The sequence below is a fragment of the Synechococcus sp. CCY 0621 genome, assembly GCF_019038465.1.
Taxonomy (GTDB): Bacteria; Cyanobacteriota; Cyanobacteriia; order PCC-6307; family Cyanobiaceae; genus Cyanobium.
In genome coordinates, this window is record NZ_JAFKRH010000030.1 from 1 (window position 1) to 13566 (window position 13566).

13 protein-coding genes and 1 pseudogene are annotated in these 13566 nt (G+C 66.1%); 9 read left to right on the forward strand and 5 right to left on the reverse strand.

Annotated elements, in window-relative coordinates:
• The 5 genes and pseudogenes from KUG43_RS08745 to KUG43_RS08765 form a co-directional block, all read left to right on the forward strand.
• A pseudogene (locus tag KUG43_RS08745) lies at nt 1-365 on the forward strand (photosystem II q(b) protein); the annotation flags it as partial.
• Between the two features lie 148 nt (nt 366-513).
• Entirely contained in the window at nt 514-1473 is a 960-nt protein-coding gene (locus KUG43_RS08750; protein ID WP_216908169.1) for a metal ABC transporter substrate-binding protein, read from the forward strand.
• A gap of 4 nt (nt 1474-1477) precedes the next feature.
• On the forward strand, nt 1478-2272 hold the full coding sequence (locus tag KUG43_RS08755; RefSeq protein ID WP_216908171.1) for a metal ABC transporter ATP-binding protein: 795 nt from the start codon (nt 1478-1480) through the stop codon (nt 2270-2272).
• Complete coding sequence (locus tag KUG43_RS08760; protein ID WP_216908173.1) at nt 2269-3141, forward strand: metal ABC transporter permease; 873 nt, start codon at nt 2269-2271, stop codon at nt 3139-3141. Before KUG43_RS08755 ends, KUG43_RS08760 begins: the two co-directional genes overlap by 4 nt.
• The gene (locus KUG43_RS08765; protein ID WP_216908175.1) at nt 3138-4346 is read left to right on the forward strand and encodes a DUF4336 domain-containing protein; all 1209 of its coding nucleotides are present in this window, start codon (nt 3138-3140) and stop codon (nt 4344-4346) included. The genes KUG43_RS08760 and KUG43_RS08765 overlap by 4 nt, the downstream gene beginning before the upstream one ends.
• On the opposite strand, the gene KUG43_RS08770 is transcribed toward KUG43_RS08765, so the two are convergent.
• Nucleotides 4343-4702, reverse strand: coding sequence for a DUF760 domain-containing protein (locus KUG43_RS08770; RefSeq protein WP_216908177.1), 360 nt, complete (start codon nt 4700-4702; stop codon nt 4343-4345). The genes KUG43_RS08765 and KUG43_RS08770 overlap by 4 nt on opposite strands.
• A 49-nt stretch (nt 4703-4751) precedes the next feature.
• Nucleotides 4752-5360: a signal peptidase I gene (gene lepB / locus KUG43_RS08775; protein ID WP_216908179.1), complete on the reverse strand. Its 609-nt coding sequence runs from the start codon at nt 5358-5360 to the stop codon at nt 4752-4754.
• 53 nt (nt 5361-5413) lie between these two features.
• Here lepB and menD point away from each other — a divergent pair, with 53 nt between their 5' ends.
• The 3 genes from menD to KUG43_RS08790 are packed head-to-tail and all read left to right on the forward strand — an operon-like array spanning nt 5414 to nt 9077.
• Entirely contained in the window at nt 5414-7213 is a 1800-nt protein-coding gene (gene menD / locus KUG43_RS08780; RefSeq protein WP_353617982.1) for a 2-succinyl-5-enolpyruvyl-6-hydroxy-3-cyclohexene-1-carboxylic-acid synthase, read from the forward strand.
• Complete coding sequence (menB, locus tag KUG43_RS08785) at nt 7210-8064, forward strand: 1,4-dihydroxy-2-naphthoyl-CoA synthase (protein WP_216908181.1); 855 nt, start codon at nt 7210-7212, stop codon at nt 8062-8064. The genes menD and menB overlap by 4 nt, the downstream gene beginning before the upstream one ends.
• Nucleotides 8065-8105: 41 nt before the next feature.
• Nucleotides 8106-9077 (forward strand): sensor domain-containing diguanylate cyclase, encoded by a 972-nt coding sequence (locus KUG43_RS08790; protein ID WP_216908183.1) that lies wholly within the window; start codon nt 8106-8108, stop codon nt 9075-9077.
• A gap of 12 nt (nt 9078-9089) precedes the next feature.
• Here KUG43_RS08790 and KUG43_RS08795 read toward each other — a convergent pair whose 3' ends face one another.
• The 3 genes from KUG43_RS08795 to KUG43_RS08805 form a co-directional block, all read right to left on the reverse strand.
• On the reverse strand, nt 9090-10883 hold the full coding sequence (locus KUG43_RS08795) for an ATP-binding protein (protein ID WP_216908185.1): 1794 nt from the start codon (nt 10881-10883) through the stop codon (nt 9090-9092).
• A 119-nt stretch (nt 10884-11002) separates the two neighbouring features.
• Entirely contained in the window at nt 11003-12637 is a 1635-nt protein-coding gene (locus KUG43_RS08800; protein ID WP_216908187.1) for a response regulator, read from the reverse strand.
• Between the two features lie 7 nt (nt 12638-12644).
• Entirely contained in the window at nt 12645-12992 is a 348-nt protein-coding gene (locus KUG43_RS08805; protein ID WP_216908189.1) for a PAS domain S-box protein, read from the reverse strand.
• A 175-nt stretch (nt 12993-13167) separates the two neighbouring features.
• Between KUG43_RS08805 and KUG43_RS08810 the strand changes: the two genes are divergently transcribed.
• The gene (locus KUG43_RS08810) at nt 13168-13545 is read left to right on the forward strand and encodes an STAS domain-containing protein (protein WP_216908191.1); all 378 of its coding nucleotides are present in this window, start codon (nt 13168-13170) and stop codon (nt 13543-13545) included.
• Nucleotides 13546-13566 lie beyond the last annotated feature (21 nt).

A 13566-nucleotide genomic window follows, 5' to 3' on the forward strand; every position in this document is an offset into this window, starting at 1 on the left:
TCGGCCAAGAGGAAGAGACCTACAACATCGTGGCTGCCCACGGTTACTTCGGTCGCCTGATCTTCCAGTACGCCTCGTTCAACAACAGCCGCAGCCTGCACTTCTTCCTGGCAGCCTGGCCGGTGGTCGGCATCTGGTTCACCGCCCTGGGTGTGAGCACGATGGCCTTCAACCTGAACGGTTTCAACTTCAACCAGTCGATCCTCGACGGGCAGGGCCGGGTGATCAACACCTGGGCCGACATCCTCAACCGTGCCGGCCTGGGCATGGAAGTGATGCACGAGCGCAATGCGCACAACTTCCCGCTTGATCTGGCCACCACCCAGTCGATTCCCGTCGCCCTGCGCGCCCCGGCGATCGGCTGATCCGCGATCGGCCAGGCCTCCCTGGCCTGGTGATCCATCCCCTGGCCCCCTCTGCGGAGGGGGCTTTTCTGTGGGCTGGCCCGGTCACCGACCAGGGCGAACGGCCGCCAAACTGTTCACACCAAGCTTTCTTGCTCCCCCCAGCGGCATGCCCGAGCTCCGCACGGATGGCCAGGGCCTTCGCGGCCTCCGAACACATCTGACGCGGGCTCTGCTGGGCGCCGCCCTTGTCGTGCCGATGCTGGCCGGGGGCTGTGGGAGCCAGGACACGGGCGGTACGCAGGACGGGCGGCCCCTGGTGCTCACCACCTTCACGATCCTGGCGGACATGGCCCGGCAGGTGGCGGGCGAGCGGGTGCGGGTGGAATCGATCACGCGGCTGGGGGCCGAGATCCACAGCTACGAGCCCACCCCCAGCGACCTGAAGCGGGCCTCGGGCGCCCAGATGGTGCTGGAGAACGGCTTCGGGCTGGAGCGATGGGCCGAGCGCTTCTACGCCAGCCTCCGGGATGTCCCCCGCGTGACCCTCACCAAGGGGATCACCCCCCTGCCGATCGCCGGCGACGCCTACCAGGGCAAGCCCAACCCCCACGCCTGGATGTCCCCGCGGCTGGCGAAGGTCTATGTGGAGAACATCCGCCGCGCCCTCACCCAGCTCGACCCCGCCGGCGAAGCCACCTTCCGCCGAAACGCCGCGCGCTACAGCGCCCAGCTGGACGGCCTCGACAGGGAGCTGAAGACCTCCCTGGCCAGGATCCCCCCTCACCAGCGGGTGCTCGCCACCTGTGAGGGGGCCTTCTCCTACCTGGCCCGCGACTACGGACTCACCGAGGCCTACCTCTGGCCGGTGAACGCCGAATCCCAGATCACCCCCCAGCGCATGGCCCGGTTGATCGCCCTGGTGAAGGAGCGGCGGGTACCGGCGGTGTTCTGCGAGAGCACGGTCAGCGCCGAGCCCCAGAAGCAGGTGGCCAGGCAGTCGGGAGCCCGCTTCGGGGGGGTGTTCCACGTCGACTCCCTCTCCCTTCCGGACGGCCCGGCCCCCAACCTGCTGGAACTGCAGCGTCATAACGTGGAGACCCTGCGAGCCGGTCTGGCGGGGAGCTGAACCCATGCCCTCCGGCCAGCCTCCACTCCACGGAAACGAGCGCATCTCGGTCCGCCATCTCTGCGTCGATTACCACGGGGTGGTGGCCGTCCACGACGCTTCCCTGCATCTCGATGCCGGCAGCATCTGCGCCCTGGTGGGGATGAACGGCGCCGGCAAATCCACCCTGTTCAAGGCCCTGATGGGCTTCGTGCGCCCGTCGGCCGGCAGCATCGCCATCAACGGCCTGCCCCTGAAAGAGGCCCGCCGGGCCCGGGCGGTGGCCTACGTCCCCCAGACCGAAAGCGTCGACTGGAACTTTCCGGTCAACGTCCAGGAGGTGGTGATGATGGGCCGTTACGGCAGCATGAATCTGCTGCGCATCCCCCGGCCGCTCGACCGGGAGGCGGTGAAGGAGGCCCTTGATCGGGTGGACCTCTGGCCGCTGCGCCAGCGCCAGATCGGTGCCCTCTCCGGCGGCCAGCGCAAGCGGGCCTTCCTGGCACGGGCCCTGGCCCAGGGAGCCTCGGTGATGCTGCTCGATGAGCCCTTCAACGGCGTCGACATCCGCACCGAGAAGCTGATGATCGAGCTGTTCGAGCAGTTCCGTCGCGAGGGGCGCACGCTGATGATCTCCACCCACGACCTGGCGCACGTCACCAGCTTCTGCGACCAGGTGGTGCTGATCAACAAGACCGTGCTCGCCTACGGCGAGACGTCCTCGGTGTTCACCAGCGAGAACCTGGCCCTGACCTTCGGCGGCCTGCGGCTCGAGGCCACACCCGCGGCAGCCACGGACCCCGATCGGCAGGCGCCATGACCACCCTGCTCACCTGGTTGGTCGAACCGCTGCAGCAGGAGTTCATGGTGCGGGCCCTGCTGGTCAGCACCCTCGTCTCCTGTGTCTGCGGCCTGCTCTCCTGCTACATGACGCTCAAGGGCTGGGCCCTGATGGGCGATGCGGTGTCCCATGCGGTGATGCCCGGCGTGGTGATCGCCTACGCCCTGAACCTGCCCTTCGCGGTGGGGGCCTTTGTCTTCGGCGTCGGCTCGGTGGCTTTGATCGGCTACATCAAGCAGATGACCCGGATCAAGGAGGACACGGTGATCGGGCTGGTGTTCACGGGCTTCTTCGCCCTCGGCCTGACGCTGATCTCCAAGGTGCGCAGCAGCATCGACCTGTCGCACATCCTGTTCGGCAACGTGCTGGGCATCAGCTCCTCCGACATCCTCCAGACCGTGCTGATCAGCCTGCTGGTGCTGACCGTGCTGGTGGTGCTGCGCAAGGACCTGATTCTGTTCTGCTTCGATCCCACCCACGCCCGCTCGATCGGCCTGCACACCGGCGTGCTGCACTACCTGCTGCTGTCGATGCTGTCGCTGGCGGCGGTGGCCGGCCTTCAGACGGTAGGGATCATCCTGGTGGTGGCAATGCTGGTGACGCCGGGGGCCACGGCCTACCTGCTCACCGATCGCTTCGACCGCATGGTGTGGCTCTCAATCCTGTCGGCAGTGCTCTCCAGCGTGGCCGGGATCTACTGGAGCTACTGGATGGATGCCTCCACCGCCGGCTGCATCGTGCTGGTGCAGACGCTGCTGTTCCTGCTCTGCTTCCTGCTGGCGCCCCGCCATGGCCTGCTGGCCCAGCGGCGCCGTTCCCCGCGGGCGTCCCGCTTCCCGTCCGCGTGAGCGAGCCAGCCAACGCCGCTGCGACGCCCTCGCCCGCCGACCAACGCTGGCCCTGGTGGCCCCTGCTGCCCCTCTACCCCTACGGCCGCCGCCGCACCCTGGTGCGGGAGCTGATCGCCGGGCGGCTGTGGAGCTTCGAGCAGGTTCAGGGGGTCTGGTACGTGGCAGTGCCGATCCGCATGCTGGTGCTGCGGGTGCGCGAAGGGCTGCTGCTCTATGCGCCGGTGGCGCCCACCGCCGAGGTACTGGCCCGCCTGCGGGAACTGGAGGAGCGCCACGGGCCGGTGTGCACGATCGTGTTGCCCACCGCGTCGGGGCTGGAGCACAAGCTGCCGGTGCCGGCCATGGCCCGGGCCTTTCCCGCGGCCCAGGTGTGGGTATCGCCGCAGCAGTGGAGTTTCCCGCTGCCGCTGCCGCCCGCCTGGCTGGGCTTTCCCGCCGACCGCACCCGGGTGCTGCTCAACGATGGGGTGCCCCACGGCGATCAGCTCGACTGGTTGCCCCTGGGCCCCCTGGATCTGGGGCTGGGCACCTTCCTGGAGATCGCCTGCTTCGATCGGGTCAGCGGCAGCCTGCTGCTCACCGATGCCCTGGTGGCGATTCCGCCGGAGCCGCCAGCGGTGTTCGATCTCGACCCCACCCCGCTGCTGTTCCATGCCCGCGAGCGGGGCGATGAACCGCTGCTGGACGATCCCGAGCGGCGCCGCAGGGGCTGGTGGCGGTTGGTGCTGTTCGCCACCTACCTGCGCCCGCGGCCCCTGGAGGTGCTGCCCCTGGGCGAGGTGCTGCGCCACTGCCTGGCGCCTGGGTGCCGCGGGGCCAGGGCCCACTTCGGCTTCTACCCGTTCCGCTGGCTGCCCGGCTGGCAGGCCGATTTCGAGGCCCTCACACCAGGGGGCCGCAGCAGCCTGCAGGTGGCGGCGGTGCTGGAGCGGCTGGTGTTCCCCCGCCAGCGGGCTCCCCTGGTGGCCTGGATCCGCCAACTGGCGGGCCTGAAGGACCTGCGCTGGGTGGTGCCGGCCCACCACGATGCACCGGTGCCAACGTCAGGGGAGGAACTCACCGCCCTGGGGGATCGGATCGAGGCGGGGGATTGGGCTCCTGATCAGGGAGCCTGGGAAACCCTGGCCGGCATCGACAAAACCCTGGTTCGCCTCGGCCTGGTGCCGGGTGAAACCCACCAGAGCCACAAGCCCCAGCCTTAAAGCTCCAGCTCGCCGGGGTCGTCGTCGAGGCCAGCCTCGAAACCGCCGCTGCCGAGCATGGCCGATTCCAACTCCATGCGCTGCTCCATCTGGCGCAGGAAGTAGCCCGTCATCATCGCTGAGGCCAGCAGGCCGGCGAGGTTGTCACGGCTGGCCTGGATCTTCACCTCGAACTGCTCACCGGGGAGCATGCCCAGCAGGCCCTGGACGTTGTGGCGGATGATGTCCTGAATGTCGCCGGTGGCCGAACGGGCCACCCTCTGCAGCACGTCCGGGGACTGTTCCTGCAGGTACTGAATCAGCGAATTGTCGCTGATCGCCTCGTTATCGGCGGTCAGGAACTCCGGGTTGAACATGTGCCCTCCGGTGTGCTCTGCAACACGACACGCACCCTAACGCAGTCTTTCAAGCGCCCTCGGCTGGGTGGGGAGAGGAGAACCCAACCGGACCGAACCGGGCCAGGGGCCAGTAGCGCCAGATGGCCGTGCCGATCAGATCCGCCTCCGGCAAGGGGCCCCAGAGGTGGGAATCGAGGCTGGCATTGCGGTTGTCCCCCAGCACCAGCACTTCGCCAGCGGGCACCACGAAGGGCTCCAGGGCGTAGGCCATCGGCTCCCGGGCCCAGTCCGGCTCGGCGGGGCTGCCGTTGCGCCAGAGCTTGCCGTCCCTCACCTCCACCTGATCGCCGGCCACCGCCACCACCCGCTTGATCAGGGCCGTGCGCGGGTCGTAGCCCGCCTCTTGCAGACGGGCCGGCGGGTGAAACACGACGATGCGGCCCGTGCGCACACCCGAGCCGATACGGGGCGTGAGCTTCTCCACCAGGATCCGGTCCTGGAGCTGCAGGGTGGGCAGCATCGAGCCCGACGGGATCCAGCGGGGCTCCACCACCGCCCAGCGCAGCAGCAGGGCCAGCAGCACCCAGAGCAGCAGCCGGCCGGCCTGCTGCAGCAGCCCGGTGGCCCCACCCTGGGGGCCGGAGGGGGGCTGGGTGATGGCGGGGCCGCTGGCCATGGCGAAGCCGTCGATCAGGATGATTCCCCCATCCTGAACAGTGGAGCTCCCCGGTGGCCGGCCCCCCGTCATCGCTGGCCAATGTGCAGGCAGCCCTGACGCTGTTGCGTGCCCTGCGCCGGGGCGGCCTCAGCCATGCCGTGCTCTGCCCGGGCAGTCGCTCGGCGCCCCTGGCGGTGGCCGCCGCCCTGCTGGAGCCGGGCGGCCTGCGCCTGCACACGGCCATCGACGAGCGCAGCGCCGCCTTCTTCGCCCTCGGCCTGGGCCGGGGCAGCGGCCAGCCGGCGGCGGTGATCACCACCTCGGGCACGGCGGTGGCCAACCTGCTGCCCGCGGCGGTGGAGGCCGACTTCGGCTGCATCCCCCTGCTGCTGCTCACGGCCGATCGGCCGGCCGAGCTCAAGGGCTGCGGCGCCAACCAGAGCGTCAACCAGGAGGCCTTTCTGGCCTGCAGCTGCCGTTGGCTGGGCAGTGGCGCCCCCGAGGGGCTGGCGGCGATGGCCCCAGGGGCGCTCGAGGCGCTGGCCAGTGAAGCCCTGGCCGCCGCACGGGGGGATGGGGCCGGGCGCGGCGCCGGAGCGGTCCACCTCAACCTGCCCTTCGCCGAACCCCTGCACGCCGGCGGCGGAGAGCTGACCCAGCTGGCCGCCAAGCTCTCCAGCCAACCTGCGGACGCCGACCCCCCGCCCACGCCAGGCAACCCGCCGGCGCCTGCCCGCTTCGCCAGCGGAGACGCCGCGACCCTGGACCCAGGGCGCGCGGGCGTGGTCGTGGCCGGCCCCTGGCGCGGCAGCCCCGCCGCCTGGCCCGCCCATGTGGAGGCCCTGCGGTGCTGGCAGCGGCGCAGCGGCTGGCCCGTGCTGGCCGATGCCCTCTCCGGCCTGCGGGGCCTGCCGGGGCTCGATGCCGTGACGGCCTACGACCTGATCCTGGCGGAGGGCGCCTCCAGCACGGCGGCGATCGGTGGCCTGCAGGTGTTGCGCCTGGGGCCCCTGCCGGCCAGCCGTCGCCTGCAGCGCTGGCTGGCGACCCAGGACGGGCCCCAGGTGCTGGTGAGCGAAGGGGACGGGCGCCCCCTCGACCCGCTGCGGCTGGTTAGGGCCCAGTGCGGCGCCGGCCTGGCGGCCTGGCTGGCGGGCCAACCGCAGGACATCTCGGCGGGCGAGCCCGCTGGGGAAGCGCTGGCGCTGGCGGATCGCTGGCGCCAGGTGGAGGCGGCGGTGCAGGCGCTGCTGGAGCAGGAGCTGACCGAAGAGCAAGGGGAACCGGCACTGGCCCGCCGACTCAGCCGGCTGCTGCCGGCAGGGGTGCCGGTGCTGCTGGCCAACAGCAGCCCCGTGCGCGACTGGGAAAGCTTTGCCCACCCAGGCGCCCCGCCCCGGCCGATGCACGGCTTCCGGGGGGCCTCGGGGATCGATGGCACCCTCTCGAGCGCCTGCGGCCTGGCCGAGGCCCTGGGCGAACTGGTGCTGGTGAGCGGCGATCTGGCCCTGCTCCACGACGCCAATGGCTGGCTGTGGCGAAGCCAGCTGGGGGGGCGGCTCACCGTGGTGCTGATCGACAACGGCGGCGGCGGCATCTTCGAGCAGCTGCCCATCCGCACCGAGCCGGCGACGGCGATGGATTTCGAGCGCCTGTTCGCCATGCCCCAGGCGGTGGATCCCCTGGCGCTGGCGGCGGTGCATGGGGTGCCGGGCCGGCGGGTTGAGGGCCTGGCGGCCCTGGAGAGCTCCCTGGCCTGGGCCCGGCAGCAGCCGATGGCCCTGCTGGTGATCTCGACCGACCGGCGACGGGATGCCGCCCTGCGGCAACGGCTGCGCACAATGGCCGCAGCCCAGGTCACGCCCCCATGACCCCCGTTCCTCCGCCCCCGCCGAACTGGACCAGCGCCGGCGACTACAGCGACATCCGCTTCGAGACCAGCGGCGATGGGATCGCCCGGATCAGCCTCAACCGGCCCGAGAAGCGCAACGCCTTCCGGCCGCTCACGGTGCAGGAGCTCTGTGATGCCTTCAACCGGGTGCGGGACGACCCCTCCATCGGTGTGGTGCTGTTCACCGGAGCGGGCCCGGCCGCCGACGGCGTCTGGGCCTTCTGCGCCGGAGGCGACCAGAGCGTGCGCGGCGATGGGGGCTACCTCGACGCCTCGGGGCTGCCGCGGCTGAACGTGCTCGACCTGCAACGGATCATCCGCAGCCTGCCCAAGGTGGTGATCGCCCTGGTGGCCGGCTACGCCATCGGCGGCGGCCAGGTGCTGCACCTGCTCTGCGATCTGAGCCTGGCGGCCGAGAATGCCGTCTTCGGCCAGACCGGGCCGCGGGTGGGCAGCTTCGATGGCGGCTTCGGCGCCGGCTACCTGGCCCGGGTGGTGGGCCAGCGCAAGGCCCGGGAAATCTGGTTCCTCTGCCGCCGCTACGACGCCAGCCAAGCCCTGGCCATGGGGCTGGTGAACGCCGTGGTGCCCCTGGAGGATCTGGAGCGCCAGGGGGTGGCCTGGGCCCGGGAGGTGCTGCAGCACAGCCCCACGGCGATCCGCTGCCTCAAGGCCGCCTTCAACGCCGAAACCGACGGCTTGGCGGGCATCCAGGAGCTGGCGGGCCAGGCCACTCACCTTTTTTACCGGACCAGCGAAGGCCAAGAGGGGCGCAATGCCTTCCTGGAGAAACGGGACCCGGACTTTTCCGAGGCGCCCTGGCTGCCCTGAACGGCCCCGGGCCATACTTCGGTTTGTGGGAGCAACGACCGGTGTCCGCCTATCCGATCCCGGACAACGAAGCTGAGCGGCAGGCGGCCCTCGACGACCAACACATTCTGGATGCGGAGTCCGATGAGGACTTCAACCGCATCACACGCCTGGCCAGCCAGATGCTGGGCGTGCCGACGGCCCTGATTTCCCTGGTCGATCGCCAGCGGCAGTGGTTTCTTTCCCGGGTGGGCCTGGAGGCAAGTGAAACGCCTCGGGATCTGGCCTTCTGTGCCCACGCCATCTGCTCCGACGAGGTCATGGTCGTCAATGACGCCAGCCAGGATGAGCGCTTCAAGGACAATCCCCTGGTGACGGGGAACCCCAACATCCGCTTCTATGCCGGTGTGCCATTGCAGACCCCCTCAGGCTTCAATCTGGGGACGTTGTGTGTGATCAGCCCTCAGCCGAGGCAGCTCGCCGGCAACGAACAACAACTGCTGCAGGACCTTGCTGGGATGGTGATCCAGCACATGGAATCGCGGCGCAACAGTTACCTCTGCCCCCTCACGGGCCTCAAGAACCGAAGGCCCTTCTTCGATGCGGGTCTGCAAGAGTGCGTTCGGGCACAACAGAAAGGAGAACCGTTGACCTTGATGATGTTCGGTCTCGATGATTTCCATGGTTTCTGCAGACAGTTAGGCCAACACCAGGGCGATCGGTTGCTTCAGCAACTGGCCAGACAACTGCAATCGGACTTTGGAGAGAGCGCCTTCTTCGGGCGTGTGACTGATGACGAGTTCGCCGTGTTGCAGACAGGCTTGGTGGGGCAGGAGGCGGTAGCCAAGGCGGAGGGCTTCCGTTCCGGATTGGCTCTACAGGGCTGGGTGGTGGAGGGAATCCGCCATCCTCTGCCTGTCAGCCTGGGCACGGCTTGCCTCAACTCCGACGACACCAGCTTCAAGGACCTGTTCCAGCGGGCTGAAGCGGCCCTGAAGCAGGCCAGGCTGTCCGGAGCAAGCCTGCCGGGCTGAACCGAGCAACACTCACTGGGCCAGTACAGCCGCGTGGGCCCGGGACAGGGCGGCTTGCAGGGACTCGACCCTGATGGGCTTGCCGATGAAATCATTCATGCCGCTGGCCAGGGCCTCGGCACGGTCGCAGTCACGGATGTTGGCGGTGACCGCCACGATCCAGGGCCGCACCGTATTGCCGGCCTGCTCACGAATCCTGCGGGTGGCCTCAAAGCCATCAACCTTGGGCATGCGCAGATCCATCAGGATGATGTCCGGATCCAGCTGGCGATACTGGCTCAGGGCCTCTTCCCCATCGCGCGCCACGCTGACCCCATATCCGAGACGCTGCAGCATCAATTCGCAGACGCGGGCATTGACGACATTGTCTTCCGCCAGAAGAATCCGTAGAGGATGATCTTCGGGGAAGCTGGCTGTTGTCGGTCCACCTAGCGCTGCAGGTGATTCAGGGATCGCCACCGGCAGGATCACCGTGAAAAGGCTGCCTTGACCCGGTTCGCTCTCCACCTCAATCGCGCCGTCCATGGCGACGACAAGATGATGGCAGATGGCCAACCCCAACCCTGCGCCGCCATGGACGCGGGTGGTGGTGGAATCCGCCTGCGAAAAAGGCTGGAACAGGGACTCTCGGGCGGAGTCAGAGATTCCGGGCCCGGTGTCACGGACACGGAAGACCAAAGGAACCCTGCCATCGGGCAGGGAAGCCCGAGATGAAACGGTGATGGACACCTCTCCGCTCAGCGTGTACTTGATCGCATTGCTGACCAGATTCACCACGATCTGACGCAGGTGGAGAGGATCTGACAGCACGACATCGGGCAGGGCGGGGTCGAGGGAGAGGGATAACAGCAGTCCTTTGGTCTGCGCTTGTTCGGCGAACAGCGTCATCACCTCGGCGAACAGAGGCCGAAGCTGGCAGGGAGCTGTGTCGATCACCAGGTGGCCGCTGTCGATCGCTGAGACGTCGAGCAGTTGGTTGAGCAACAGCAGCAAGGATTCCCCAGAGTTCCTGACCGTCTGCAGACAGGATTGTTGGTGGGGGGTCAGGCCAGTGCTGAGCAGAATGTTGGTGAGGCCAATCACCCCATTCAGCGGCGTTCGCAGCTCATGGCCCATGGTGGCCAGGAAAGTGCTCTTGGCGAGGTTGGCCTGCTGTGATGCAGCCGCCGCTTGACGGGCCAGATCAGCCGCTTCCAGGCTGGATTCCAGGGCCGAAGCCGTGGATCGCAGATAACGGCAGTGCAGGAAGCCGGCAAAGGCCGAAAGCAGGGCACTGCCTGCCAGTGAGAGACCCAGACTCAGGCGCAGGGGAAACAGTTGCTGATTGAGGCTGGCCAGGGAGAGATCGACACCCACAATGGCCGTCGCCTTGCCGTCCTGGAATGGGGCATAGGCCGACAGGAAGGTGCCCCATTGATCGGTATAGGCATCGGAACTGACCCTGGGCTTGGCAAGCCGGGCTGCGATCAGGGCATCGGCCGGGGCGTCTGCATAGAGCTGACCGACAACGGGGGCGCTGGAGTCGTCTCCCGGATTCTTGAAGAAGACCGTGCTGTCCAGACCAAATCGCAGAGGCTGTGATCGACCCCTCAAGGTGTAGGCGTAAAAGATCGCCGGCACCGATGTCCTGAGCTGGATCAAGGGCTCGGAGGCCTGGCGATAGAGCTGGCTGCCCATCTGATCAGGACGGCGTACCTGGGTGTGCAGATCACCATCCATCTCCGCCGCGGTGACCATGGCCAGATCCAGCAGCCGTTGCTGGACAGACCTGAAGAGGGTCCGTTCAGCCACCCAGTAGGTAACCATCAGGGCAGAACCGGTAATGGAAAAGATTCCCAAAGCCAGCAGGATGGAAGCCTGGGACAGCCGGCACCTTGACCCCGATGGAACATCAATGGTGCCCACGCCGCCCTTCATCGCATCACTCAGTATGATTCTGAAGTAGCCGAGTCTGTGGCTCGGCGCCAATCGCGATACCTGCTCAAGGCCAGTCGAAGATCGGCTAATCGAAGTGGTTTGGAGAGAAAGTCGTTCATCCCAGCCGCTGCACACTCCTGCCGGTGGGAGTCGAATGAATAGGCTGTCAGGGCAATGATATAGAGATCAGAGTAACCTTCACTGCGCAATTGGCGTGAGGCGGCCATGCCGTCAAGACCTGGCATGGCCACATCCATGAAGATGAGATCCACGCTCCCATTCCTGACGGACTGAATGGCCGCATTGCCGTCTCCCACCGCGTCTGCGGTTAGATGCAATTTGCCCAGCATCAATTCAAGCACCCTGCGGTTGACGCGGTTATCATCAGCAATGAGAATTCTGATTCCAGGCTCCAAGCTCTCTTCGGGATTGTCCCTGACAATCTCAGCTTGCTGCTGCGAAGCCAGCGTGAACGGCAGACTGACCGTAAAGCAACTGCCAGATCCGAGACTCGAATCGACGGAAATTTCGCCGCCCATCAATTGGCACAATCTTGAGCAGATGGCGAGGCCGAGGCCGGCACTTTGCTGCGTCTGGGCGGGATTGGAATGGCCAATGAATTCCTCAAAGATAAGAGGTAGAGCCTCCCTGGAGATGCCAATACCCGTGTCGGAAACATGGAACAGTAAGGATCTCACGTTGGCCGTGGCCTCCAAGGCATCAACGCCGAGACGAATCTCCCCCTCATTGGTATACTTACAGGCGTTCCCCAACAGGTTGAACAGGATCTGGCGCAGCTTGAGATCATCTCCTACGAGCCATCTAGGCGTATCCGGTGGCATGCTGAGGTGCAAGCCAAGTTGTCTTGCAGAGGCTTGATACTGAAAGAGACGAATGATGTCATTGAGTAAACCATGAAGGTCGAAGGTTCTGGGGTTGAGTGCAAGTCGCCCGGTTTCAATCTGCGAGATGTCCAGAATGTCGTTGATCAGACTTAGCAGATACTCGCCGTTTCGATGAATCGTTTCGAGCATCTCCCGTTGCTGCCCCTCCATTGAGCTGCTGAGCAGTACATCCGTCATCCCGATTACAGCGTTCAATGGGGTGCGGATTTCATGGCTCATGTTGGCCAGAAACCGGGTTTTGGATTGGCTGGCTGCCAGGGCCTCATCGCGCGCCAGCTGCAACGCGCGGGTTCGCTCAACCACCTGAGCCTCCAGCTGGTCACGGGCATCAATCAACGTGTCCTGGGCCTGGACAATCGCGCTTTTGTCCCGGAAGGTGAACACCAAAGACGGCTTGCCCGGCAGATCGACAGTCGCCCAGGACACCTCAATCACCTGGCGGAGAGGCGCACCCAAGAGTTCCCAGGTGGTGGATCCTTCTGATCCCGAGCTCCAGAACGGCAGGCCAGATCGGCTGTCGCTGAGCTCGTGGAGATAGGGCCTCGGGAGGATCTGGCTCAGGCATTGGCCAAGGCTCTGCAGGCGGGACAGCCCCACAAAGCGATCAAACGATGCATTCGTCCATTCCACGATTCCGTTGAGATCGGTGAAGGCAAGGGCCTCATCAACGGCTCCCAGCGCCGCCTCCAGCCTCCCGAGGGTGCTGCGAAGCTGGCCGACAAGGGTCTGATCCGGCATGCTCGCCTCAGGTCAACGGGCGCAGGGTTGCCGCGAACACCCAGCTTTCGCCACGGCGTTCGGCCACAATGAAATGCTCCGAGTTGATGGACCGGCTGTCTTTACAGATGGTCATCAATTGCAGGGGATGGTTGAGAATCTGTGATTCACCAACGATCTGAAAACGGGAGAAGCCGAGATGGTGGGCGTCTTGATAAGCAGCCGGCAGAATCATGGAAAGAGAATGGCCCTTGAGATCGTCCAATGTCCATCCATAGGTCGTCTCAAACAGATCGTTGATCTCTACAATCAACCCTTCCTGGTCGGCAGCGACAAAGGGAAGAGATTGGCGTCGTAGCTCTTCGATCGTGACCATGAACCTCGCGGCTGAAGCGGCCTGCCTGATTACGAACTGTAGCGCCGTCCTCCATTGGCTCCCTCCTACCCCCTTAGCGGCATGGGGACTTGTGGTCAGACCCACACCCGCTCGCCACCACCCAGGAGGCGGGTCTCAAGACCCCAGGCCCAGACGAATGGGCCTGCGGCGATGAATGGTAAACTCATACGGATTTGAGTTTCCATGTGTGGATGATCTGTGCATCCTGAAACCCATGGGCCTGCTCGACGCCAAGAGTGGCGCTGAGTTGCGGCAATCGGTCGGTTCAGTTCTGGCGGAGCAGGCCAGGGACATCCTGATTGATTGCCAGGGCGTTGACTTCATGGACAGCAGCGGATTCGGCGCTCTGGTTTCCGTGCTCAAACGGGTCAAGGAGCAAGGTCAGCAACTGTTTCTTTGCGGTCTATGCAGCCAGGTCCGCATCGTTCTGGAACTCACCGGCACCGAAAAAGTGTTCACCACTTTTCCGAACAGCGAGGCATGCATCGCCGCGTTGGCTGCCGATCCATCGGACGGCTCAACCAACATCTGAACCACCAGAAGGCCAGGAAAG

Bases quoted from the DNA above. Each gene is read 5' to 3' on its own strand.
- KUG43_RS08750 (WP_216908169.1), top strand. From the start codon at position 514: ATGCCCGAGCTCCGCACGGATGGCCAGGGCCTTCGCGGCCTCCGAACA.
- menB (WP_216908181.1), top strand. From the start codon at position 7,210: ATGACCCCCGTTCCTCCGCCCCCGCCGAACTGGACCAGCGCCGGCGAC.
- KUG43_RS08805 (WP_216908189.1), bottom strand. From the start codon at position 12,992: ATGGTCACGATCGAAGAGCTACGACGCCAATCTCTTCCCTTTGTCGCT.
- KUG43_RS08795 (WP_216908185.1), bottom strand. From the start codon at position 10,883: ATGGTTACCTACTGGGTGGCTGAACGGACCCTCTTCAGGTCTGTCCAG.
- KUG43_RS08760 (WP_216908173.1), top strand. From the start codon at position 2,269: ATGACCACCCTGCTCACCTGGTTGGTCGAACCGCTGCAGCAGGAGTTC.
- KUG43_RS08810 (WP_216908191.1), top strand. From the start codon at position 13,168: ATGGTAAACTCATACGGATTTGAGTTTCCATGTGTGGATGATCTGTGC.
- KUG43_RS08755 (WP_216908171.1), top strand. From the start codon at position 1,478: ATGCCCTCCGGCCAGCCTCCACTCCACGGAAACGAGCGCATCTCGGTC.
- KUG43_RS08770 (WP_216908177.1), bottom strand. From the start codon at position 4,702: ATGTTCAACCCGGAGTTCCTGACCGCCGATAACGAGGCGATCAGCGAC.
- KUG43_RS08800 (WP_216908187.1), bottom strand. From the start codon at position 12,637: ATGCCGGATCAGACCCTTGTCGGCCAGCTTCGCAGCACCCTCGGGAGG.
- lepB (WP_216908179.1), bottom strand. From the start codon at position 5,360: ATGGCCAGCGGCCCCGCCATCACCCAGCCCCCCTCCGGCCCCCAGGGT.